General features: G+C 66.3%; 18 protein-coding genes. 8 read left to right on the top strand and 10 right to left on the bottom strand.

The genetic code is table 11. The features are described from left to right. The first annotated feature begins 43 nt into the window (after nt 1-43). Complete coding sequence (dnaE, locus tag AC3A6F_RS24530) at nt 44-3,538, top strand: DNA polymerase III subunit alpha (RefSeq protein ID WP_487686248.1); 3,495 nt, start codon at nt 44-46, stop codon at nt 3,536-3,538. A gap of 159 nt (nt 3,539-3,697) precedes the next feature. On the opposite strand, the gene AC3A6F_RS24525 is transcribed toward dnaE, so the two are convergent. Next, the gene (locus AC3A6F_RS24525; protein ID WP_487686245.1) at nt 3,698-4,531 is read right to left on the bottom strand and encodes a glycosyltransferase family 2 protein; all 834 of its coding nucleotides are present in this window, start codon (nt 4,529-4,531) and stop codon (nt 3,698-3,700) included. An 87-nt stretch (nt 4,532-4,618) separates the two neighbouring features. Here AC3A6F_RS24525 and AC3A6F_RS24520 point away from each other — a divergent pair, with 87 nt between their 5' ends. Both AC3A6F_RS24520 and msbA read left to right on the top strand, forming a co-directional pair. Continuing rightward, nucleotides 4,619-5,875: an O-antigen ligase family protein gene (locus AC3A6F_RS24520; protein WP_487686242.1), complete on the top strand. Its 1,257-nt coding sequence runs from the start codon at nt 4,619-4,621 to the stop codon at nt 5,873-5,875. After that, the gene (gene msbA, locus AC3A6F_RS24515) at nt 5,865-7,592 is read left to right on the top strand and encodes a lipid A export permease/ATP-binding protein MsbA (RefSeq protein ID WP_487686239.1); all 1,728 of its coding nucleotides are present in this window, start codon (nt 5,865-5,867) and stop codon (nt 7,590-7,592) included. The genes AC3A6F_RS24520 and msbA overlap by 11 nt, the downstream gene beginning before the upstream one ends. A gap of 167 nt (nt 7,593-7,759) precedes the next feature. Here msbA and AC3A6F_RS24510 read toward each other — a convergent pair whose 3' ends face one another. Further along, a complete protein-coding gene (locus AC3A6F_RS24510; RefSeq protein WP_487686236.1) occupies nt 7,760-10,021 on the bottom strand; it encodes a family 1 glycosylhydrolase in 2,262 nt (753 codons plus the stop codon). 151 nt (nt 10,022-10,172) lie between these two features. Between AC3A6F_RS24510 and AC3A6F_RS24505 the strand changes: the two genes are divergently transcribed. Beyond that, nucleotides 10,173-10,412 carry a hypothetical protein gene (locus AC3A6F_RS24505; RefSeq protein WP_487686232.1) on the top strand — a complete coding sequence of 80 codons (240 nt, stop codon included), beginning with the start codon at nt 10,173-10,175 and terminating at the stop codon, nt 10,410-10,412. Nucleotides 10,413-10,527: 115 nt separating this feature from the next. On the opposite strand, the gene AC3A6F_RS24500 is transcribed toward AC3A6F_RS24505, so the two are convergent. Then, nucleotides 10,528-12,024, bottom strand: a complete 1,497-nt coding sequence (locus AC3A6F_RS24500; RefSeq protein WP_487686229.1) for a class I adenylate-forming enzyme family protein — start codon at nt 12,022-12,024, stop codon at nt 10,528-10,530. A gap of 197 nt (nt 12,025-12,221) precedes the next feature. On the opposite strand from AC3A6F_RS24500, the gene AC3A6F_RS24495 reads away from it, so the two are divergent. From AC3A6F_RS24495 to AC3A6F_RS24480, 4 genes are read left to right on the top strand one after another with little or no spacing between them, the layout of a single operon-like run. After that, entirely contained in the window at nt 12,222-13,124 is a 903-nt protein-coding gene (locus AC3A6F_RS24495; protein ID WP_487686397.1) for a formate dehydrogenase accessory sulfurtransferase FdhD, read from the top strand. Then, nucleotides 13,124-13,831, top strand: a complete 708-nt coding sequence (locus tag AC3A6F_RS24490; protein ID WP_487686227.1) for an ABC transporter permease — start codon at nt 13,124-13,126, stop codon at nt 13,829-13,831. The genes AC3A6F_RS24495 and AC3A6F_RS24490 overlap by 1 nt, the downstream gene beginning before the upstream one ends. Further along, a complete protein-coding gene (locus AC3A6F_RS24485; protein WP_487686224.1) occupies nt 13,828-14,481 on the top strand; it encodes an energy-coupling factor ABC transporter ATP-binding protein in 654 nt (217 codons plus the stop codon). The genes AC3A6F_RS24490 and AC3A6F_RS24485 overlap by 4 nt, the downstream gene beginning before the upstream one ends. 48 nt (nt 14,482-14,529) lie before the next feature. Next, nucleotides 14,530-15,333: an ABC transporter substrate-binding protein gene (locus AC3A6F_RS24480; RefSeq protein ID WP_487686221.1), complete on the top strand. Its 804-nt coding sequence runs from the start codon at nt 14,530-14,532 to the stop codon at nt 15,331-15,333. Between the two features lie 6 nt (nt 15,334-15,339). Here the strand turns inward: AC3A6F_RS24480 and AC3A6F_RS24475 are convergent, their stop codons facing one another. The 7 genes from AC3A6F_RS24475 to rng all read right to left on the bottom strand — a co-directional run bounded on the left by AC3A6F_RS24475 (nt 15,340) and on the right by rng (nt 24,015). Further along, complete coding sequence (locus tag AC3A6F_RS24475; protein WP_487686218.1) at nt 15,340-16,287, bottom strand: zinc ribbon domain-containing protein; 948 nt, start codon at nt 16,285-16,287, stop codon at nt 15,340-15,342. A gap of 119 nt (nt 16,288-16,406) precedes the next feature. Next, complete coding sequence (locus AC3A6F_RS24470; RefSeq protein ID WP_487686215.1) at nt 16,407-18,818, bottom strand: catalase; 2,412 nt, start codon at nt 18,816-18,818, stop codon at nt 16,407-16,409. A gap of 145 nt (nt 18,819-18,963) precedes the next feature. Then, nucleotides 18,964-19,485, bottom strand: coding sequence for a molybdopterin-dependent oxidoreductase (locus AC3A6F_RS24465; protein ID WP_487686211.1), 522 nt, complete (start codon nt 19,483-19,485; stop codon nt 18,964-18,966). Between the two features lie 126 nt (nt 19,486-19,611). Then, nucleotides 19,612-21,072: a DUF7125 family protein gene (locus AC3A6F_RS24460; protein ID WP_487686208.1), complete on the bottom strand. Its 1,461-nt coding sequence runs from the start codon at nt 21,070-21,072 to the stop codon at nt 19,612-19,614. A gap of 11 nt (nt 21,073-21,083) precedes the next feature. Beyond that, a complete protein-coding gene (locus AC3A6F_RS24455; protein WP_487686205.1) occupies nt 21,084-21,476 on the bottom strand; it encodes a hypothetical protein in 393 nt (130 codons plus the stop codon). Between the two features lie 116 nt (nt 21,477-21,592). Continuing rightward, nucleotides 21,593-22,405 (bottom strand): sensor histidine kinase, encoded by an 813-nt coding sequence (locus AC3A6F_RS24450; protein WP_487686202.1) that lies wholly within the window; start codon nt 22,403-22,405, stop codon nt 21,593-21,595. A 146-nt stretch (nt 22,406-22,551) separates the two neighbouring features. Then, a complete protein-coding gene (gene rng / locus AC3A6F_RS24445; RefSeq protein WP_123069359.1) occupies nt 22,552-24,015 on the bottom strand; it encodes a ribonuclease G in 1,464 nt (487 codons plus the stop codon). Nucleotides 24,016-24,170 lie beyond the last annotated feature (155 nt).

The following is a 24,170-nucleotide window of genomic DNA, read 5'->3' as shown; positions in this document are numbered from 1 at the left end:
GCACGGTCTGCCGCACCTGGCCGGCTCACGGTAAAATGCGCGGATGACTTCCCCGACTTTCACCCACCTGCGCGTCCACTCCGAATACTCCATCGTCGACGGCCTGGTCCGCATCGACGACCTGGTCAAGGCGGCCGTCAAGGACAACCAGCCGGCGCTGGCCGTGACCGACCTGGCCAACACCTTCTGCCTGGTGCGTTTCTACAAGGCGGCGCGTGGCAAGGGCATCAAGCCGATCGTCGGGGTCGACGCCTGGATCACCAACGACGACAACCGCGACAAGCCGCACCGCCTCTTGATCCTGGCCAAGAACCACACCGGCTACCTGCAGCTGTGCGACCTGCTGGCGCGCGCCTGGCTCACCAACCAGCACAAGGGCCGCGCCGAGCTGCGCACCGAGTGGCTGGAAGCGCTGGCCACGTCGGTGTCGACGCTGCATCCCGACGAGCCGCAGGCCAACGCCCTGATCGTCCTGTCGGGCGCCCATTTCGGCGACGTCGGCCAGGCGATCGAGAATGGCGACTTGCCGAAAGCCGAAGCCAATGCCGAGCGTTGGGCGAAGATCTTCCCGGGCCACTTCTACATCGAGATCCAGCGCGCCGGGCAACCCAACCAGGAGCAGCAGGTGCGCCATTCGGTGGCGCTGGCCGGCCGCCTGGGGCTGCCGGTGGTGGCGACGCACCCGGTGCAGTTCCTGGACAAGAGCGAATTCATCGCCCACGAAGCGCGCGTGTGTATCGCCGAGGGCGAGATGCTGGCCAACGCCAAGCGCGTGCGCCGCTTCAACGAGAATATGTGCTTCAAGTCGCAGGACGAGATGGCCGAGCTGTTCAAGGACTTGCCGGGCGCGCTCGCCAATTCGGTCGAAATCGCCAAGCGCTGCAACGTCACGCTCACCCTGGGCAAGCCGCAGCTGCCGAATTTCCCGACCCCGGGCATGACGATCGACGAATTCCTTGTCGCCGAGACCAAACGCGGTCTTGAAGAGCGCCTGGTCCAGCTGTATCCGAACGAGGCGCAGCGCGAAAAGGAGCGTCCGCGCTACGAAGCCCGCCTCGATTTCGAGAACAAGACGATCATCAACATGAAGTTCCCGGGCTACTTCCTGATCGTGGCGGAGTTCATCCAGTGGGGCAAGAACAACGGCGTGCCGATCGGCCCGGGCCGCGGCTCGGGCGCGGGCTCGCTGGTCGCTTACGCACTGAAGATCACCGACCTCGATCCGCTGAAGTACAACCTGCTGTTCGAGCGCTTCCTGAATCCGGAACGCGTCTCGATGCCCGACTTCGACATCGACTTCTGCCAGGAAAAGCGCGAACTGGTGATCCAGCACGTGAAGGACCTGTACGGCCGCGACGCGGTGTCGCAGATCGCCACCTTCGGCACCATGGCGGCCAAGGGCGCGATCCGCGACGTCGGCCGCGTGCTCGACTTCGGCTACAACTTCTGCGACGGCATCTCCAAGCTGATCCCGTTCAAGCCGGGTAAGCCAGTCTCGATCGCCGAGGCGATCGAAGAAGAACCGATGCTCAAGGAGCGCCTCGAGAACGAAGAAGAAGTGAAACAGCTGCTCGACCTGGCGCAGCAGGTCGAGGGCATCACGCGCGGCATCGGCATGCACGCCGGGGGCGTCTTGATCGCGCCGGGCAAACTCACCGACTTCTGCCCGCTGTACACCCAGGGCGGCGACGCCGGCGTGGTGTCGCAGTACGACAAGGACGACGTGGAGGCCGTGGGCCTGGTCAAGTTCGACTTTTTGGGATTGACCACCCTGACCATCCTCGACCGCGCCGTCAACTACATCAAGGATCTCGACCCGGCCGAGAGCGAATTCGACCTGGCCAAGCTGCCGCTGGACGACCGCGCCTCGTACAAGCTGCTCTCTGACGCCAAGACGGTCGCGATCTTCCAGCTGGAGTCGCGCGGCATGCAGGGCATGCTGAAAGACGCGCGCCCTGACCGTTTCGAGGACATCATCGCGCTCGTCGCCTTGTACCGACCGGGCCCGATGGACCTGATCCCCGACTTCTGCAAGCGCAAGCACGGCGAGAAGTTCGACTATCCCGATCCGCGCACCGAGTCCATCCTGTCCGAGACCTACGGCATCATGGTCTATCAGGAGCAGGTGATGCAGATGGCGCAGATCGTTGGCGGCTACTCGCTGGGCGGCGCCGACATGCTGCGCCGCGCGATGGGCAAGAAGAAAGCCGAAGAGATGGCCGAGCACCGCGAGATATTCCGCGCCGGCGCCGCCAAGGATGGCCTCACCACCGCCAAGGCCGATGAGATCTTCGACTTGATGGAAAAATTCGCGGGCTACGGCTTCAACAAGTCGCACGCGGCCGCCTATGCGCTGCTGTCGTACCACACGGCGTATTTGAAGGTGCACCATACCGCCGCGTTCATGGCAGCCAATATGTCGCTGGCGATGGAAGACACCGAGAAGATCAAGATCCTGGTGGAGGATGCGAAAGAAGTCTGCAAGCTCGTGATCCTGCCGCCGGACGTCAACGAATCGCAGTTCCGCTTCACCCCGGAAGGCGAAGCGAAGTCCAAGACCGGCAAGCAGGTGACCAATATCCGCTACGGCCTGGGCGGCGTGAAGGGCGCGGGGCAGGGCGCGATCGAGGCCATCATCGCCGCGCGCAAGGAAGGCGGCAAGTTCAAGGACCTGTTCGATTTCTGCAAGCGGGTCGATCGCAAGCAGATCAACCGCCGCACCATCGAGTCCTTGATCCGCGCCGGGGCGATGGACGCCTTCGGCGTCGACCGCGCCGTGTTGCTGGCGTCGGTGGCGTTCGCGATGGAAGCGGCCGGCCAGGCAGCGGCAGCGGCCAACCAGGTCAGCCTGTTCGGCGGCGACGATTCCGACCTCGTGGCGCCGCCCGAGTACGTCAAGGCCACGCCCTGGACCGACCGCCAGAAGCTGTCCGAAGAAAAGATCGCGCTCGGCTACTACCTGTCGGGCCATATGTTCGACTCGTATGCGCAAGAAGTGCGGCGCTTCGCCAAGACCAAACTGAAGGACCTGGAGCCGTCGCGCGACCCGCGCATGATGTGCGGCGTGATCACCGGCGTGCGCACCCAGATGACCCAGCGCGGCAAGATCCTGATCGTGGCGCTGGACGACAAGACCGCCGTGCATGAGGTGACCGTCTACAGCGAAGTGGCCGACGCCAACAAGCACGCCCTCAAGGAAGACGAGTTCCTGCTGGTGGTCGGCAAGGTGTCCGAAGACCGCTTCAACGGCGGCCTGCGCATCACGGCCGAGAAGGTGTTCGACATCGCGGCATCGCGCATCCAGTACGGGCACAAGCTCGAGATGGACCTGGCTACCACTGTCGATCCGGCGAAGATCGCCGAAGTGCTGCAGCCCTATCGGGTGCAGGACGGGATGCCAGTCAGCCTGCGGCTGGAGACCAACGGGATACCGTATGTGGTGCAGTTGGGTGACGAGTGGCGAGTGGGGCCGTCGGATACGCTCAAGCAGGCGCTCGAGCTCACGCTGGGGGCGAAGGACGTGGCGGTCGAGTACTGACCTGACGCTACCGCACCACGTCGTTCCCGCGCAGGCGGGAACCCAAGTCATTCGCCCCGCCGCTTACATCAAACATAGCAACTACGCGAGCAAACTTGGGTTCCCGCCTCCGCGGGAACGACGTGTCGAAGTAGCGGGGAGACGTTGCGCTGGCGGCGCTCAGTGCGCCGGATCCGCGTGCTCGCGCAAGCCGATCGTCGCCTGCGTGGTCCCGTTCGCCGCCCGATCCAATACGATCTTGCGGTTGCTCGACTCCTGGTCGCGTTGCGCCTCGCGGTGCCACAAATGCAGCACCTCGGTGGCCAGCGCGCCGTCCTTGCGCAGCACGCCGGCGTGGAATAGCCGCACCACCAGGTCGGAATCCTCGTGGCCCCAGCCGGTGAAGCTCTCGTCGAAGCCGTTCACCTTGACCAGGTCCGACTTCCACACCGCCAGGTTGCAGCTCTTGATGCGGCGCCAGCTGAACTTGCGGCGCACGCGGCCGAGGTCGGGCCAGCGCAGCATCGTCTGGATCACCTTGTTCATGTCGCCGGACAGGCGATGGCGCAGGCGTTCGCCCACGCCCATGCCGGCGACGTCGACGTGTTCGCGCAAAACGCGCTCGGTGAGCCCCTGGCTCAGGAGGATGCGGCTGCCGGAAACCAGGAAGCCGGGCTGGGCCAGCGCCCGGTGGCGGCGGATGAAGTCGCGTTGCGGGACGCAATCGCCGTCCAGGAAAATGATATAGTCGCCTGTTGCCGCCAGCGTGCCGCGGTTGCGCGCCATGGCGGCCCGAAAGCCGTCGTCCGGCTGCCAGACGTGTTTCAGGGGCACCGGCGACCTGGCGGCCAGGCGCTCGATGCAGTCCCGCGTGTTGGCAGTCGAGCCGTCATCAGCGATAATGATTTCGAAATTCTTGTCGTCCTGTAAAAAACAGGCTTCCACCACCGCCTCCAGGGCGTCGGGCCGGTTGTACGTGGTGATCACGACCGAAATTGTCTGTGTTTGCTGCATTGCTGTCCGATTCAATAGCCGACTAGGTCGCAAGAATATCCCACAAGAACCTGAATGAACAATAAGCCGATGATGTCCCGGGAGCCAATGCAGGTTTGGATCGGCCTCCAGGTGTTCCTGTTTCCCTTCCTTAGCCTGACCACGCCCTCGGGCATCGGATTTTCCAGCCTCCTGTTCCTGCTGTCGGCCCTGTGCGTGCCGCGCAAGGCGTGGGCCGCGCTGAGCCCGCACTGGAAGGAGGTCCGCTGGGTGGTCGCGGCCTTCTGGTTCCAGTTCGCGCTTGCCATCGTGGCCTTCCTGATCCGGCCCGAGGCCGGCCTCGATACCCTCGACAAGCCCTCGCGCATGCTGCTCGGCCTCACCTGCATGGCCCTGGTCCTGCTGGCGCGGCCGTCTCCCGCCTTCCTGTGGTGGGGCGTGGTGGCCGGCAGCGTGGCCGCGCTGCCCTTCGTCGCCTGGCAACGCATCGTGCTGCAGGTCGAGCGCCCGGGCGGCTTCCTGAATGCGATCACCTTCGGCGACCTGGCCCTGGTGCTGGGCCTGGTGGCGCTGACGGCGGCGATCGACTATCGCCACCATACCCGCAAGGCGCTGCTGGCCGGGGTCGGGACGCTGGCCGGGCTGGCCGCCTGCATGCTCACCGGCACCCGTGGCGCCTGGGTCGCGCTGGCGCTGGCCGCGCTGCTGTTCCTCTCCTATGCCCAGCTGCTCAAGAGCCGCAAGGTGCGCCTGCTGCTGGCCGGGAGCTTCGCCCTGGTCGGCGCCGCCTTCCTGGTGCCGGCCACCGGCATGCAGGAGCGCGCGCTGCAGGGCGTGGACGACGTCCAGACCTGGGTCGACGGCGGCAACGTCTTCACCAACGTCGGCACCCGGCTCGAATTGTGGAAAGGCGCGGCGATCCTGATCGAGGAACGGCCGCTGTTCGGCCTGGACCGCAACACGGTGCGCGCCGAGATCCGCCATCTGGTGGAGCAGGGCACGCTCGATCCGGCGATCCTGTCGCTCGAACACCTGCATAATGACGCCCTGCAGGCGCTCGCCACCGGCGGCGTGTTCGGGCTGGCGGCCTGGATCGGCATCCTGGCGGCGCCGTTCATTTTCTTCGCGCGCCAGCTGGGCCGCGGCGGCGCGGACCGCGCGCCGGGCGCCAGCCTGCCGCAATTCGCGCCGGCGCTGGCCGGCATGCTGGTGGTGCTGTGCTACTTCAGCTTCGGCCTGACCGAAGTCATTTTCTGGTCCCTCAAAGGCAGCATGTTCTATGCGCTGATGGTGTTCCTGCTCATGGGATTCTGCCTGGCCGCGCGGCCGGCAAGGGAAGCAAAGGTTGAACAACGTGGAAACTAAAGTGATCATCCGGCGCCTGCTCGCGCTGGTCAAACCGTATCAATCGCGCGCCTGGATGGCGCTGCTGTCGATGGCCATCACCGCCGCCACCCAGCCGCTGCTGGGCGAGGCGCTCAAGGTCCTGCTCGACGACGGCTTCAAGGACAACATCGCTTTCAGCCTGTGGTGGATCCCGGCCATCCTGGTGTCGATCTTCATCCTGCGCGGCATCGGCACCTTCGGCACCGCCTACTTCAACAACTGGGTGCTGTCCCGCGTTCTGAACGACATGCGCGCCATGGCCTTCGAAAAGGTGTTGCGCCTGCCGGTGGCGCGCTACCAGGACGAATCGACGGGCAAGATCATCAACACCGTGGTCAACGACGTGCGCCAGGTGGTGGACATGATCCAGTCGGTGTTCGTGGCCTGCGTGCGCGACGTGCTGGTGGTGATCGGCCTCTTGGGCACCCTGCTGTACCTGAACTGGAAGCTGACCCTGGTCGCCATCATCGTGATCCCGCTCACCGCCGTCATCGTGCGCACCACCACCAAGCGCCTGCGCAACCTGAACCGCGAGAGCCAGCGCGTCACTGCCGAGATGACCGGCGTGGTCGAGGAAGCCGCGCGCGGCCACCAGGTGATCCGCGTGTTCTCGGGCGAGAGGTACGAGCGCCAGCGCTTCCACAAGCGCAGCGAAGCCCTGCGCGGCTTCTCGCAGCGCATGACGGTGGCCTTCGCCGCCACCACCCCGGTGACCCAGATCGCCACTTCCCTGGCGCTGTCGCTGGTGATCGTGCTGGCGATCCAGGCCGACATGACGGTCGGCGAGTTCACCCAGTTCGTGACCATGATGCTGATGCTGCTCACGCCCCTGAAATCGCTGGCCGAGGTGAACGGCCCGATGCAGCGCGGGATGGCGGCGGCCGAGACGGTGTTCGGGATCATCGACTCCGAACCCGAGGTCGACACCGGCAGCCGCGAACTGGGGCGCGCACAAGGCCACCTGGTGCTCGACAACGTGGTGTTCCGCTATCCGAACGCGCTCAGCCCGGCCATGAACGGCGTGTCGCTGGAAGTCAAGCCGGGACAGACGGTGGCGCTGGTGGGCGTGTCGGGCGGCGGCAAGTCTACTTTTGTGAACCTGGTCACGCGCTTCTACGATCCGGAAGCAGGCCGCCTGCTGCTCGACGGCGTGCCGTACACCGACATCAAACTGGCCTCGCTGCGCGGCCAGCTGGCGATGGTGAGCCAGAACGTGGTGCTGTTCGACGACACGCTGGCGGCCAATATCGCCTACGGCGCCGAGCAGGTCGACTACGAGCGCCTGGCGGCGGCGGTGCGCGCCGCGCACCTGACCGATGTGGTGGCGCGCCTGCCGGACGGCATCGACACCCGCATCGGCGAGAACGGCTCGCGCCTGTCGGGTGGCCAGCGCCAACGGGTGGCGATCGCGCGCGCGATCTACAAGGATGCGCCGCTCCTGATCCTGGACGAGGCCACGTCGGCGCTGGACAACGAGAGCGAGCGTGCGGTGCAGGCGGCGCTCGACACCCTGATGGCCGGCCGCACCACGATCGTGATCGCACACCGCCTGTCGACGATCGAGCGCGCCGACCGCATCGTGGTGATGGAGGCCGGGCGCATCGTCGAGCAGGGCACGCACGACGAACTGCTGGCGCACAAGGGCATGTATGCCAATCTGTATCACCTGCAGTTTACGGCGGGCGAAGCGCAATAAGCCTGATGGCCCGCAGCCCGTGGCCCGCGGCCCAAATACGCCGTCGTTCCCGCGCAGGCGGGAACCCAAGTCTTTCGCGCAGCTACTACGTTTGGTGTAAGTGGTGCGGCGTGATACTTAGGTTCCCGCCTTCGCGGGAACGACGTTTTGGAGGTAACGCTCACCGCTCACCGCGCGTAATGCGCCGCCTCTCCCGCGTGCTCATGACCAAGGCTGACGCCATTGGCCCGTTCCTGCACCGCTTCCACATAGCGCTTGAGCGCATCGTCCAGCGACGGCAATAGCAGGCCGCGTTCGCTGCTCATGGCGCTGTAGCCCGGGCGGCGGGCGGCGTAGCCGCATTCCTCGATCGAGACTTCCTGCAGCCTGTCGCTCGAGACCCCGGCCGCCGCGCAGGCGCGCCGTGCAAGCTCGGCCCAGCTGACCGCCTCGCCATTGGTCAGGTGCCAGATCCCGCGTTCGCGGTCGATCAGGAGGTCCAGCGACACGTTGACCAGGTCCGGCACATAGGTCGGCGACACCAATGCGTCGCGCGCCGCCTGGAACGGCAGGCCGACGTCGAGCGCGTTCAGGGCCTGGGTCACGAAGTTGTGCTGGTCCCAGGGACCGAAGAAGGCACTGGTGCGGATCACCAGCGCCTGCGGGTCGGCGTCCAGCACGCGCTGCTCGGCTTCGAGTTTGCTGCGGCCGTACACGCCGAGCGGGTTGGCGGCATCGGATTCCACGTACGGCCGCTCGCTGGCGCCGTCGAACACCAGGTCGCTCGAGAAGGTCATGAAGCGCAGCGCGTGGCGGATAGAGGCCAGCGCCAGCACGGTCGGGCCCAGCGTGTTCTCGCGCATGCAGCGGTCAAGATCGGCTTCGGCCTCGTCGACCCGCACGTAGCCGCCGGCATTGACGATCGCCCACGGCTTGAAGCGCACGATCGCCGCTTCCACCGAGGCCGGGTCGGTGATGTCCATTTCCTGGCGCGTCAGCACGTGGCAGGCCAGGTTGCGCTTTTCGCAGATGCGCTTGAAGGCCGAGCCCAAGGTGCCGCTGGCGCCCGAGATCAGGATCGGTTGCACGGGGTTCGACTTGAACTGGCTGCGCACGGCGATGTCAGCCACCGCCGTGCGGGTCGCGACCGGCTTGCACAGGAAGCGGCCCGGCCGGCGCCACCAGCCTTCGCCCTGCAGTACCGGATTGGACAGCGGCCGCTTGCTGGCCAGCTCGCGCATCAGGGTGGCGAGCGCGGTCGGCCGCGGCGCCGGGCCGCGCACGTCGAACGGGCCCGGCTCGTAGTAGCCGCGGCATTCGGTCACCAGGCAGTTCCAGTCGAAGGAGCCGAGCAGGGCCCACACCGTGACCGCGCGCACGTCGGCGCCTTGCTGGCGCGCCTTGAGCGCGGCGTTCCAGATCTCGAGCAGCCAGCGCAGCTGGTCTTCGCGGTTGGCGTCGATATGGGCTTCGGTGACGGCGATCGGCAGGCCATAGCGTTCCCAGGTTTCCATCAAGAGCGGGGCGATGCCCGGCGTCGGCGTGGCCAGCGCGCGCGGCGCCTCGACGTCGGCATGCGGCACGCCGCGAAACACGTGGCGATGGGATTCCGGATAGCGCTCGGGACGATGGTCGAGCCAGCGCTCGCTGGTGATGTAGTAGTTCACGCCGATCACGTCGGGCGGGCAGGGATTTTCGCGGAACCAGCGCAGCTCTTGTTCGCTGGCGCCAGAGTCGCGCAGGTAGGTCCACAGTTGATGGTTTTCGTCGATCATCCCGCACAGCAGATCCCAGGCCAGCCAGCGGCGCTCGTTGAAGAAACCGCTGATCTCTTCCATCTCGGGGGTGCCATAGGTCTTGGACAGGTCGTCGGTCTGGACCAGTTTGGCATCAGGATTGACGGCGCGGATCGCGCGCATCGACAGCACGGTGGCGCGGCACTGCACCAGCAGGGCGCGGACGAAGGTGGCTTCGTCGCCGCCATGCGGATACCAGAGCCCGGCCAGGCCCGAAAAGCGCGCCGTGGTGCAGATCTCGTTGACCGGCGTGTAGTACTCGACCCAGGGGTAGCGCGCCGCCACCGCGCCGGCGTAGTCGGCCAGCAGCTCGGGGAAGGCGGGATCGACCAGGCTGGTGTGGCGCGGACCGCTGCCGTGGTGGACCAGGCCCACGATCGGCGTGACGCCCAGCTGGCGCAGCGCCGGGAGGCGCTCGTCGGGCCAGGACCAGTCGGCCTTGTCGACGCCGTCGGGCGCAGTGCGTTCCCATAGCACCGGATAGCGGATCGCCTTGACGCCGAGGGAAGCGAAGCGTTCGATGTCTTGCAGGCGGCCGGCGTGGCCGTTGCGGTCCATCTGGCTGAAGTAATTGTCGCGTACGCGGTTGACCGTGCATTCGAGACCGCCCCACAGGGCAAGGTCCGGCGTGGAGGCGTCGTTTTGAATATTCATGAAGTCAGTACCTGCGTAATGAACACAGATCCCAGCCTAACGGCCCGATGCAACCGCTTATGTGAAGTGGCCCACATAATCGGCTTTTTTCGGACAAATCCTACTTTCTGTCGGCATTAAAATGGAGGCACGTTCAGCGAGGAGGAAAGCGATGTATATGGTGTACTGGACCGTCGTCGTCGGCGACGGCGCGAGCGAGCCCCATGCCCGGCCTTTCGACACCAGCGAGATGGTGCCGGCGATGCAGTTCATGGAAGAGCTGCGCCAGCGCCAGCGTGCGGGCGAGGGCGTGCGCTTCATCACCATGTGCTCGGAGCATCCGGACGTGGTGGGGCACCCCGGCGTGGATGTCACCGGCCCCGGTTACGACTGGAAGAAGCGGCGCCGGTAACGTCGTTCCCGCGGAGGCGGGAACCTAAGGTTGCTGGCGCTGACGCTACGTTCGGCAGTATCGGCGGCTTGGAGAACTTGGGCCCCCGCCTGCGCGGGGGCGACGTGCGGCGGCTTCAGGCCAACGGCAGACGGCTCTTGAGGATCTTGCCGCTCGGCGCGGCCGGCAGCGCGTCCATGAACACGATGCGCGCCGGCCGCTTGTAGGGCGCAAGGCGCGGTAGCAGCCAGGCCTGCAGCGCCGCCTCGTCGACCCCGTGCGCCTCGACGAAGGCCACCACTTCTTCCTCGGCCGCCGGCAGCGGCCGGCCCACCACGGCCGATTGCACGACCGCCGGATGCGCGTTCAGCGCCGTCTCGACCTCCAGCGGATAGACGTTGAAACCGGAGCGGATGATCAATTCGCGCGTGCGGCACAGCAGGAACAGGGCGCCGTCCGGGTCCTGGCGCGCCAGGTCGCCGGTCGCCAGCCAGCCGCCTGGCTGCAGCGCGGCGCTGCTCGCGGCAGGATCGCGGTAGTAGCCGCGCATGCGTCCCGGGCTGCGTATCCACAGCTCGCCGGTCTCGCCCGGCGCCACGTCGAGACCATCGCGCGCCACGATGCGCACCTCGACGCCGGGGATCGGCAGGCCGACCGAAGTGTCGGTGCGCGGGGCGTCGAGGCGGGTCTGGCTGACGGTCGGCCCGCCCTCGGTCAGGCCGTAACCGTTGTGCAGCGGCAGGCCGAACATGGCTTCGGCCGCGCGCTTGAGAGCCGGATCGAGCGGCGAGCCGCCGGCGTAGCAGAAGCGCAGCCGCGACGACAGCGGCCCGGCCGCTTCCTCCATCATCGCCAGCAGGCGGGCATACATCGCCGGCACGCCCTGCACGATGGTCAGCTCGCCGGCGCGGATCGAGGCCAGCAGGGTCCCGGCATCGAAACGCGGCGCCAACTGCAGGCAGGCGCCCGCGTACAGGGTGCCGAGCAGCACCGAGGTCAATCCATAGACGTGCGAGACCGGCAGGCCGCCCCAGGCGCGGTCTTGCGGGGTCAAGCCGCGCAGCCGGCTCGAGGTCGCGGCCACGAACAACAGGCCGGCGTGGCTCAGCATCACGCCCTTGGGCTGGCCGGTGGTGCCGGTGGTGTACATGAGGGCGGCGACCTGGCCGGCGCCGGCCTCTATCGGTTCGGGCACGCAGGCTGCATCCAACCCGCCGGCCAGCACGCCGTGCCGGTCGCCCGCGCAGGGCAGGGCGCCGGCGCGCGCCGCGTGACGGGCGGCGTCCGGTGAATTGCCCGTCACGTAGAGCACGCGCCGCGCGCCGCTGTGCGCGCGGATGGTTTCCAGCTCGCCCTCGCTCAGGCGCGCATTGACGATGACGCTCCAGGCGTCGATGGCGGCGGCGGCGAACAGCAGCGCCACCTGGGCCACGCAGTTTTCGGCCACCAGCATCACGCGGTCGCCGGGACGCACGCCGAGCTCGGGCAGCAGCGTCGCATACGCATCGGCGACGGCGGCCAGCTGCGCATACGACCAGGTGCGGCCGTCCTCGACGAGGGCCGGGGCGTCCGGGCGCTGGGCGGCGCCGTGGCGCAGGATGTCGCTGATGCGGCGATAGTCGGTGGACTGCATGAGGAGGACGATGAGTCGACAGGGGCGAACGTTATACCTCCTGGCGCGGTGCATCGCAAGCGAACTTGCATAAAAGTAAATTGTTTCAGCCGTGCGCCGCTCTGGAGGTTTATACTGTTTTGTAAAACCGCCAACAACCGACAGGAGACAGTGTCTTGGCCAGGAAGGACGCAAGCGGCAATGGGTTGCACAGCGTGATGCGCAGCGATGCGCGCCAGGGATCCCCAGCCGGGCGGCCGCTGCTGTCCGAGGCGCGCGCCGTCCTGACCCACGAGGTGCTGGCCATCGACGAGCGCGGACGCCGCTCCGCCATTTCCATCCCCGCCGAACGGCCGCTGACGATCTACGTCGACCGGCGCGAACTGGTCACCCTGATGACGCTGGGCGGCGCGCCCGAGGCGCTGGTGCTGGGCTACCTGCGCAACCAGCGCCTGGTGCGTGCGCTGGACGACATCGTGTCGATCCAGGTCGACTGGTCGGTGGACGCGGTGGCCGTGGTCACCCGCCACGGCATAGAGGACGTCGAGGCGCGCACCGCGAAGAAAGTGGTCACCACCGGCTGCGGCCAGGGCTCCGTGTTCGGCGGCCTGATGGACGAGGTGGACCAGATCGCGCTGCCCGCGGATGCGCGCCTGGCGCAGGCTGGCGTCTACCGCATCGTCGACACCATCCGCACCCAGCAGTCGGTGTACAAGCAGGCCGGCTCGGTGCACGGCTGCGCGCTGTTCACGGGCGACGGAGAGTTGCTGTACTTCGTCGAGGACGTGGGCCGCCATAACGCGGTCGACGCCATCGCCGGCCTGATGTGGCTCGACGGCGTCGATGGCGCCGACAAGGTGTTCTATACCACCGGCCGGCTCACGTCCGAGATGGTGATCAAGGGCGCCCAGATGGGCATTCCCTTCCTGCTGTCGCGCTCGGGCACGACGCAGATGGGCCAGATGGTGGCCGAGCGGGTCGGCATGTCGCTGCTGGCGCGCTGCAGCGGACGCCATTTCCTGCTGCTGGCCGGGCACGAACGCCTGGTGTTCGAACCGCAGCTGCTGGACACGCCCTACGTTCGTCCCGACCTGCGCGCCGACACCGACCCTCGCGATTAATGGCCCTGCTGGACGCCACCACGCACGCCTTCGCGCTGCTGTTCAGCGGCGACGCGGCCCTCTGGCACATCGTCTGGGTCTCGATCAAGACCAGCCTGCTGGGCCTGATGCTGGCCACGCCGCCGGCGGTGCTGCTCGGCTACCTGATCGCCATGCACCGCTTTCCCGGGCGCCGCATCGCGGTCTGGCTGGCCCAGGCCGCGCTGTCGCTGCCTACCGTCCTGATCGGCCTGCTGCTCTACCTGATGCTGTCGCGGCGCGGGCCGCTGGGCGGACTCGAATGGCTGTTCTCGCAGCCGGGCATCGTACTGGGACAGTTCATCATCGGCCTGCCGGTGCTGCTGGCCTTCACGCTGGCGGCAGTGCAGGCGCTCGACCCGCGCTACGCCGAGACCGCGATCGCCCACGGCGCTACGCGCATGCGCGTGATGTTTACCGTGCTGCACGAAGCGCGCTATGGCGTGATGGCGGCCGTGATCAGCGGCTTCGGACGCGTGATCTCGGAAGTCGGCTGCGCGCTGATGGTGGGTGGGAATATCGAGGGCGAGACGCGCACGATCACCACCGCGATCGCGCTCGAGACCAGCAAGGGCGAGTTCGCCCAGGGCATCGCGCTGGGCATCGTGCTGGTGACCTTGGCGCTGCTGATGAACGGCGTGCTGGTGCTGCTGCAGGGCGAGGCGCACAACCCCGGGGCGCGGCTATGAACGCATTGCTCACGGTGCACGGCCTGCGCAAGGCCTACGGCGAGCGCCTGCTGTTCGACGTCGCCCGGCTCGAGATCGAGAAGGGCGGCGCCTATGTGCTCACCGGCGCCAACGGCACCGGCAAAAGCACGCTGCTGCGCATGCTCGGCGGCCTGGAACGGTGCGACGCCTGCACGGTCGAATTCGAAGGCAGCCGCCTGCCGCTGTACCCGTATCCGCAGGCGCTGCGGCGCGCCATCGTCTACGTGCACCAGCATCCGATCATGTTCTCGACCAGCGTCGGCCACAACATCGCCTACGGCCTGCTGGTGCGCGGCGTGGACCGGGGCCAGGTGCGCGGCCTGGTCGACGAGGCGATGGCCTGGGCCGGCGTGCTGCACCTGCGCGACAACGATCCGGCGCGCCTGTCGGGCGGCGAAAAACAGCGCGTGGCGCTGGCGCGCGCGCGCGTGCTGCAACCGCGCCTGCTGCTGCTGGACGAACCCACGGCCAACCTCGACGGCGCGGCGCGCGAGCAGGTGATCGGGCTGATCCCGACCCTGGTCGGGCAGGGCGCCAGCGTGGTGATGGCCTGCCATGACCGCGACCTGATCAACCTTCTCGGCGTGCGGCGGCTCAAGCTGCGCGAAGGACAACTCGAAGTACGATAAGAGCCTATCCCACCTACCGGGACAGGCTCTAACCCCAAGGAGATCAACATGCAACGCCGTTCACTGCTCGCCGTCCTGCTATGCGCCACCTTCGCCTCGCCATCGGCGCTGGCGCAGGAAGTGATCAAGCTGTCGACCACCACCAGCACCGAGAACTCGGGCCTGCTCAAGCACCTGCTGCCGGTGTTCGAAGCCAGGACCAATACCAAGGTCCACGTGATCTCGGTCGGCACCGGCAAGGCGCTCGAACTGGCGAAAAACGGCGACGTCGATGTGACCCTGGTCCATGCACGCGAGATGGAAGACAAGTTTGTCGAGGAAGGCTGGGGCGTGGACCGGCGCGACGTGATGTACAACGACTTCATCGTGGTCGGCCCAACATCCGATCCGGCCCGCATCAAGGGCTCGAAGGATGTGGTCGACGCCTTCAAGCGCATCGCGGCGACCAAGGTCAAATTCATCTCGCGTGGCGACAACTCGGGCACCGACGTGATGGAAAAGGGTTACTGGCAGCGCGCCGCCGCCCTGCCGCAGGGCGCCAACTACGTGTCGGCCGGCCTGGGCATGGGAGAGGTGCTGAACATGGCCGCCGAGATGCGCGCCTACACGCTGACCGACCGCGCGACCTATGGCGCCTATAAGGCCAAGACCGGACTGGCGATCGTGGTCGAAGGCGACAAGCGCATGTATAACCCCTATGGCATCATCGCGGTCAATCCCGCCAAGCACGCGGGCGTGAACTACAAGGGCGCGAAACAGCTGATCGAGTGGATCACCTCGCCCGAAGGACAGGCGCGCATCGCCTCGTTCAAGCCGGCCGGCGAGCAGCTGTTCTTCGCGCCGCTGCGCTGATCCCGCTCAGCGCGACGGATCGTTCATGCCGGTCAGGCTGACCACCTGGCCATCCTCGGTCACGATGCCATCCTCGAGCACGATCGTCGAGGCGCCGTTGACGTCCGGTAGTTCGAGCTCGATCGTGTCGCCGCGCTGCACGAAGCTGCCGCGCGCCGCGCAGGTGCCGAACATCGGCGTCGGCCTGACGCCGGACGCATCGGCGAGCAGGAAGAAGAACATGGTCTCGCAACTGGCGCCGCGGCCGCCGCTGCTGGCCATCAGGATCGCCTCTTTGCCACCCGACAGCGCGAAGCTGCGCAGCGGGAACTGCCAGCCGGCGTCCTCGCCGCTGAACAAGACCCGGCCGCCCAGGGTGACGGCGCGGCTGCCGTCGGCATTCGTGCGGCGGTCGAGGAGGCCAGCGACGGTCGACAGCGAGGCCGGCAGGTTGTCGGCATTGCTGTCGACGATGCCGCGCGCGGTGACGGCGGCGTCGTTCGCGCGCGCGGGCGGCTCGCTGCGCTCGACCGTAACTGCGCGGTCGACATCGACGACGTCAGGCGCGAACATGGCCGCCAGCACGGCCAGGACGATGGCGGCGATCGTGATGCCGATCCCCCACTGCGACCATTTTCTCTGGACCCGGTTGAAATGCTCCAGGCTCTCCCACTGCTTGTTCTTCCAGGCCATCTCGCGTCCCTTGAAACCGAGCCAGAACGCCATAATCCAGCCGACATAGGGAACGAGCGCCAGCAGCCCGATCCAGCTGCGGTTGCCGATCGCCCAGATCCAGTTGAGCAGGAACGCGCCCCAGCTCCAGCCCTTGACGCCATCGGGAATGCCGCCATCCGTGTGTGGCGCAGGCGCGGAAGGTTTGTCCAGGTTGACCGGGCCGGCGCCGGCGGCCTTGCCGCAGACGGAACAATAAGCGGCGTCGGGCGCCATCTGTGCGCCGCAATGGGAACAGAACATCGGTAGTCTTTCCTGCTGGTTGACAAAATAAAGCGGCGCCGCGAACTTCGCGGCGCCGCAGGAAGATTATAGCGACCGTCGCCGGCGCGAATCTAACTTATTCCCACCGTCAGTGGCGATCAGACCGATGGCGGATCGGTCTCGCGCGCGAACACACGATGGCCGGCCAGCGCGGTCTTGAAGGCGTCGAGCGCCAGGTCCACGTTGGCCGGGTCACCCAGGACCAGGCCCGGATCGGCCGAGCCGTCCGGCAGCTTCTGCGGGATCATGGCTTTCGTCAGCAAGTCGGAACCGCTGCCGTAGGCCAGGATCGGCTTGCCGTGGCGGTACTGTTCGCGCAGGAATTCCAGTACCAGGGCGTTCTTCGCCAGCGCTTCGACCGCTTGCGCGCCGTCCGGCACGATCACGGCGTCGTACATCACGGACGGCCCGGCCTCGACCGAGATCTCGACGTCGATCGGGTCACCATCGACCGCTGTCACCTTGCCCAACAAATTGCCGACCATGCGCGGCACGGCGCCGTCCTTGAGGAGGCTGGCGTACTGCTTCTTGACCGCCTTGTCGTCCACGCCGCTCGCGATCAGGACCGCGACACGGCGGCCCTTGATGCCGGTCTGGCCCGGACGGCTCAGCAGCGACAGCGACGGCGACGGCGGATAGGTCGGGATCGGCGCATCGGTCGCCAGCGGCAGCGGTGGCGGCACCTCCAGGCCCAGGCCCTCGGCCACGCGCGCCACCAGGGTGTCGTCGACGTTGGCCAGCAGGGCCAGCGTTCGGATGCGCACCGCCGGCGTCTGCACCCGGGTCAGCTCGAAGCGGAAGGCGTTGACCATGTGGTTCTGCTCGGCCGGGGTCTGGCTTTGCCAGAACAGGCGCGCCTGCGAGTAGTGGTCGGCGAACAGCTCGGGCTTGCCGCGCACCTTGTCCTCGCTGATGCGCTCGGGGAAGCTGGTGAAGCCCATCTTGCCGGCCTGGAAAGGACAGCCGCCGCCCAGCGAATTCGGTTCGTAGTTCACGCGGCCACGGTTGATCGCCTGGCGGTGGAAGCCGTCGCGCTGGTTGTTCTGGATCTGGACGATCGGCGAGTTGATCGGGATCTCGTGGAAGTTCGGGCCGCCCAGGCGGGTCAATTGGGTGTCCTGGTAGGAGAAGTTACGGCCTTGCAGCAGCGGATCGTTGGTGAAGTCGATGCCCGGCACCACGTGCGAGGTGCAGAACGCCACCTGCTCGGTCTCGGCAAAGAAGTTGTCGGGGTTGCGGTCCAGGACCATCTTGCCCACCGGCGTGAGCGGCACCAGTTCTTCCGGCACGATCTTGGTCGGGTCCAGCACGTCGAAGGGGAAGCCCGCGGCCTGCTCTTCAGTGAAGACCTGCAGGCCCAGTTCCCACTCAGGGAAGTTGCCGGCTTCGATCGCTTCCCACAGGTCGCGCCGGTGGAAGTCGGGATCGGCGCCGGAAATGCGCACCGCTTCGTCCCATACCAGCGAATGGGTGCCGGCCAGCGGGGTCCAATGGAATTTGACGAAGCGCGATTCGCCCTGAGCGTTGACCAGGCGGAAGGTGTGCACGCCGAAGCCCTGCATGGTGCGGTAGCTGCGCGGGATGGCGCGGTCCGACATCGTCCACATCAGCATGTGCGCGATTTCGGGCGAGAGCGAGGCGAAGTCCCAGAAGGTGTCGTGGGCGGTGGCCGCCTGCGGCATCGCGTGATGCGGTTCCGGCTTGGCCGCGTGCACCAGGTCGGGGAACTTCATCGCGTCCTGGATGAAGAACACGGGGATGTTATTGCCCACCAGGTCCCAGTTGCCTTCTTCGGTATAGAACTTGACCGCGAAGCCGCGCACGTCGCGCGCGGTGTCGGTCGAGCCGCGTTCGCCGGCCACGGTCGAGAAGCGCAGGAACACCGGGGTGCGCTTGCCCTTCTTCGAGAACGGCACCGCGCGGGTCAGCGCGCTGAAGTCGTCATAGGCCTCGAAGTAGCCATGGGCGGCCGAGCCGCGCGCATGCACCACGCGCTCGGGGATACGTTCGTGGTCGAAGTGGCTGATCTTCTCGCGCAGGATGAAGTCTTCCAGCAGGGTCGGGCCGCGCAGGCCGGCCTTGAGCGAATGCTGGTTGTCGGCCACCGGCACGCCCTGGTTGGTCGTCAGGTGGCGCTTGGCCGGATCGACGCGCACGCGGTCGAGCGGGTCCGTGGTCGGGTTCTCGCCCTCCGGCGGATTGCCCGAGCCGACCTTGTCGTTGGCGACGATCTCGCTGGCGGTGCTGCCGGTGGCGGCGTGGGTCGACGGCTTGGAGGTCTCGCCCTCGGTCGGCGTGCGCGCGGCGTCGCCGTATTCGCTGGCCTTGGTGGCGTTGTAGGGACGGTCGGCCGCCAGTTCCTGTTCGGAAGGGATCTTGTCGAGCAGGCGGTCGGCGACCGGGTTGCTCACACCGAGGCTCTGCGGTGGATTGGCATCGGAAGGGCCCGAAACGGTGCTCAGGATCGAACCTGCGCCGTCGACCGGGCTGGTGTGTTTGGAAGTGGGCATCCTTGTCCTCTCTGGTTGTAGGGTTAATAAGTAACCTCGACAACATAGCCCAGCAGGAAAGGCGAGCACTGTGGGATGACACACACAGTGCAGTATTGGCATCAAATTATTTTTATCAGAACAATAGGGTAAGGCTATGGCTCGTCTATTCGACGACCTGGCGCACATCGATCGCTCGCAGCCATTTGACGTGGCGCGGGCCGGTACGCAGGTCGTCGGCGGACAGGAGGGCCAGCGGACCCTCGGCGTGCGGCAGCGGCTGGCCGTCGCGCTCGAACAGCACCAGCACGTTCTCGCCGGCACTGGCGTTGAACAGTTCGTTCCACGAGAACACCACCGAGTACTTGTCATCGGCGCTGGCGATGATGGCCAGCTTCTTGACCGTGTTGTGGTCGCGGGTGACGATGCCGGCTTCCTTCAGCAGGTCGCGCAGGCGCACGCCGCGCACGACGCTCGTGCGGCCGAATTTGCCGGCCACGCGCAGTTCGGCCAGCTCGGTCGATGGACGCTGGCGCAAGTCCTCGACGTTCAGGGTCAGGCTGCGTTCGACGCCGCCGGCGATGGTGAGCCCGCGGGCCGGGGTAGGCAGCGGCGCGTCATGCGCAATAGCGCAGGCGGAGCAGGCGAAGGCAAGGGACAACAGGGTGGCGTGCATCAGGCGCGGCATGGGGTTCCTCTTCGGTAGTCGTTGAGTAGTGACCTACGAGGACCTGGCCGATATGGATGCCATGGCGACCTGCCCTGGCGCTTGCGCCGCCGCCGGGCAATCGAGCCGATGGCAGCGATTGCACGCTCAAGGCAGGACCATGCGCGGATGACCCTGCAGCACGCCATCGTAAGGTGTCGGGGCGGCGCTGATCAGCACCTGGCCGTCGACGATCTCGAAGTCGCGGATCTGCCGGCTGTGGCGGCTGCCACGCAGCTTGACCACCGAGATCACGGTGCGCAGTTCGGAACGGGTCTCGATATAGCGCTGCATGATGACGGCGTCGACCAGCACCGCGTTGCCATAGGGGCTGAAGCTGAGCTCGTTGAAGCGGTCTTCGAGCTCGCCCGTCATGAGTACCGTCACGCCCTTGGCGCCGAGCACGGTGGACATGCGGTACAACGCCTCGCGGAAATCCTCGCGGTATTCGGGCGCCAGCGCCATCTCGAAGCCCGACAGCGAATCGAGCACCACCCGCTTGGCCTGCGTGGCGTCGATCATTTGCACCAGCTCGTGCAGCATCTCGTCGATCGACATGTCGAGCGCGCGCACGCTGAGCATACTGACCTTGCCGGAGCGCACCATGCTGTCGAGCTTGAGGTTCATCATCTGGCTCGGACTGCGCTCGAACAGGGCGATCACGCCGGTCTCGCCATTGGCCACTCCGGCGGCCAGGAACTCGGTGGCCAGCACGGTCTTGCCCGAGCCGGTCGGACCGACGATCAGGGTCGAATAGCCGGTCGGGATACCGCCGGCCAACATATTGTCGAGCTCGGTCACGCCGGTCGACAGCCTGCCGCTGGGCAGTCCTACCGGTGGCGTGGCGCCGACCGGTTCCGGCGCTGGAATGATGCGCGGGAAAATCTCGAGGCCGCTGCGATTGATGCGGAAGGCATGCAGGCCGGGTCGCTGCTGCTGGCCGCGCATCTTGATCACCTGGATCTTGCGCGACATCGCATTGCGCTGCACGTTCTGGGTCAGCCAGATGATGCCGTCGGCGACGGTGAAGATCGGGTTCTGGTCGGCCTCGTTGGCCAGGTATTCGCCGATCAGGAAGGAGGTCGCGTTCCAGCTGGTCATATGGGTCACCAGGCGCTGGACGAAAATTTGCAGGGCCGCCACGTCGCGGTGGTCGCCGCGCGCGGCCTGGACGAAGGAGCGGAAGGAATCGATGAACACCAGGGCCGGGGTGTGGATGCGGATCTGTTCCAGGATATGGGTCATCACGGCATCGTAATCGCCTTCCTCGACCTGGGAGGCCAGGCTGACGAAGGTGACCGACTCGTCGACCTTGTCAAGATCGAAGAAGTCGAACTGCTGCTGGTAGCGCAGCATCTTGACCGGCGGCTCGCCCATTGCGGTAAAGAACAGCGCCTTGCATTTCGGTCCGGCCAGGCTGAACATGATTTGCTGGGCGAAGGTGGTCTTGCCGCTGCCGGGGGCGCCGCCGATGATGTTGAACGACAATTCCGGCAAGCCGCCGCCAAGAACGGTATCGAGTCCGGGTACGTCCGTCGTCAGCAGGCGAAGGTCAATTTTGTCGGTCATGCCGCATTCTCCTAAGTATTCTTCGTAGCGCTTGCGTCGGGGAAGGCCGAACGCAGGAAGCGGGTGCTCAGCTGCATGCCGATCAGCTCGCACAAGGCTTCGGTATAGGTCGCCAGCAGGGCGCGGTTGACGCGCGCCAATTCATCCGGCGCGATCTGGTCCAGGCGGCGCTCGAACTCATCGAAGATGGTCTCGAACGCGGACGAGGTCATGGTTTCTGGTAGCCAGGGAAATTGCGCCTGATGCGCCTCGAGGCTGCGCACGAACAGCAAGCCGCTGCTCAGGCTGCCGAGCAGCGGGTCGAGCTTGTTGCGCAGCCGTCGCCAGACCGCGATGGCCGCGTCGGGCGTGCCCGCCTCGAAGGAGGCCGAAATCGTCGCGAGCAGATCGGTCGGTATTGGCATGGCGTTCCGGCAGCTACAGCATGCCCCGCTGACGATGATCGCGCGTCTCGTTCCCCGGGGAGGTTAGTGTTTTCAGGGCATGATTCTATCCGATCGGCGCGCACCGGACGAGGCTATCAAGGGCCGACCGGCAGCCGCAAGGTGAGCCGGGTGCCGTGCATGTGCTCACTGACGAGCTCGAGCGTGCCGCCCAGCGCCGCGACCTGCTCGCGCTGGATCGACAGGCCGAAGCTGCTCGCCTTCGGCGGCGCCGCCACGTCGAAGCCGATGCCATTGTCCTCGATCGTCAGCTCGATCACCTTGCCTGCGTGCACCAGCGTGACGCGCACCCGGCTGGCCAGCGAGTGGCGAAACACATTATTCAGGGCTTCTTGCAGCACGCGGTAGACGCTCATCAATCTGTCCTCGCCGGTGACCAGTGCATCCAGATCCTCGGCCACCTGCACGGTGCAGGCGATGCCGCTGGCGAGCGAAAAGCGGCGCGCTTCGATCTCGACCGTCGATTGCAGGCCAAGGTCGAAGCCGGCGGGCCGCAGTTCGCTCAGCAGGTGCTTGACGGTGTGCAGGGTCAGGTCGAGATTGTCGAGGGCGGCGCCGACCCAGCCGTGCAGGCGCGCATGGCGCTCGCCGGTGTGCTGGTGCAGGCTGGCGATGTCCATGCGCAGCGCCAGCAGGTTTTGCCCTAGAGAATCGTGGATCTCGCGCGACATTTCCTTGCGCTCAGCGTCGCGCCTGGCGCGCTGGTGGGCCAGCAGCTCATGCAGTTTCTGCTCGGAATCGTGCAAGTTCGCCTGGCTGCGTTCGCAGGCGAAGATCTTTTCGACCAGCGCCTGGTTGACCAGCATCTGGTCTTCGGTCATGCGCAGGACGGCACTCTCGAGCGCGTCGCCCTGTGCGTCGATGATCTGATTGCGAACACGGCTAGGCATGGCGGCACACTCCGGATGCAGATCGGGTATCGGCAGGGCTTCCAACTGTTTAGTCCTAAACGCTAAATATTTTGCTGATCCAAGTCAAGGAAAAGCTCGCATTCAAGCGCATTACTTATTGGAGACCGCCGGCGACAAAAAGGTCCTCACATCAGGATCACGTCGTACTGCTCCTGGTGATAGCCCTTCTCCACCTGCAGCGAGATGCGCTTGCCGATAAAGTCGCCCAGCATGGCCAGATGCTGCGATTCTTCTTCGAGGAACAGGTCAATCACCTCTTGCCCGGCGACAATGCGGAATTCGCGCGGATTGAACTGCTTGGCTTCGCGCAGCAGTTCGCGCAGGATCTCGTAGCAGATCGTGCGGCTGGTTTTCACCTGGCCCTTGCCGGAGCAGGCCGGGCAGGGTTCGCACAGGATGTGGGCCAGCGATTCGCGGGTGCGCTTGCGCGTCATCTCGACCAGGCCCAGGGCCGAGAAGCCGCTCACCGAGACCTTGGTGCGGTCGCGCGCCAGGGTTTTCTTGAGCTCGGCCAGCACCGCGTTGCGGTGCTCGTTGTTCTCCATGTCGATGAAGTCGAGGATGATGATGCCGCCCAGGTTGCGCAGGCGCAGCTGGCGCGCGATGGCGTGCGCCGCCTCCAGGTTGGTCTTGAAAATCGTGTCGGCGAAATTGCGCCCGCCGACGTAGCCGCCGGTGTTGACGTCGATGGTCGTCATCGCCTCGGTCTGGTCGACGATCAGGTAGCCGCCGGACTTGAGGTCCACGCGCCGGCCCAGCGCGCGCAGGATTTCCTCTTCCACGCCGTACAGGTCGAACAGCGGGCGCTCGCCCGTGTAGTGCGCCATGCGCGACAGCACGCTCGGGGTGTAGATCTGGGCGAATTCGGCCAGTTTCAGGAAGTTCTCGCGCGAGTCGACCTGGATGCTGGCCGTCTCGTCGTGCACGAAGTCGCGCAGCACGCGCTGGGCCAGGCTCAGGTCCTGGTACAGCAGGGTGGTGGGCGGCAGGGTGCGCGCGCCCTGCACGATGGCGCCCCAGGTCTTGCGCAGGTAGTCGACGTCGGCGGCGATGTCGTCGCTCGACGCTTCCTCGGCCATCGTGCGCACGATGTAGCCGCCTTTTTCCTCGGCCGGCAGCAGGCTTTGCAGGTGCGTGCGCAGGCGTTCGCGTTCGGCTTCCTTCTCGATCTTCTGCGAGATGCCGATGTGGTGGTCTTGCGGCAGATACACCAGCATGCGGCCGGCGATCGAGATCTGGGTGGACAGGCGCGCGCCCTTGGTGCCGATCGGGTCCTTGATGACCTGCACGGTCAGCACCTGGCCGTCGAACAGCAGTTTTTCGATCGGGGTGGGCGGGGCGTTGCCGCCGTCGTGGCTGCGCGCTTCCCAGATATCGGCCACGTGCAGGAAGGCGGCGCGCTCCAGGCCGATGTCGATGAAGGCCGACTGCATCCCCGGCAGCACGCGCACCACCTTGCCCAGATAGACGTTCCCCGCCAACCCGCGCGTGAGCGTGCGCTCGATGTGCAGCTCCTGTACCGCGCCCTGCAGGACCAGCGCGACGCGCGTTTCCTGCGGTGTGATGTTGATGAGGATGTCTTCGTTCATGGACCCTGCCGTGCGTATTGTTCAGGGTGACATGATACACGCGCAGGCCCCGGGGCCGAAGCGTCGTAGGGTCGGCGGCTCGTAATCTGGTCCACTGGACCAGATTACCCAACGCGGTGATGGTTGGCGGCTAAGTCATCCGGGACGAGCACGGA

The sequence above is a fragment of the Massilia sp. Soil_C_3 genome, from assembly GCF_057657035.1.
Note: the sequence above shows the minus strand (reverse complement) of the source record. Positions and strands in the feature narration are given on the sequence as shown.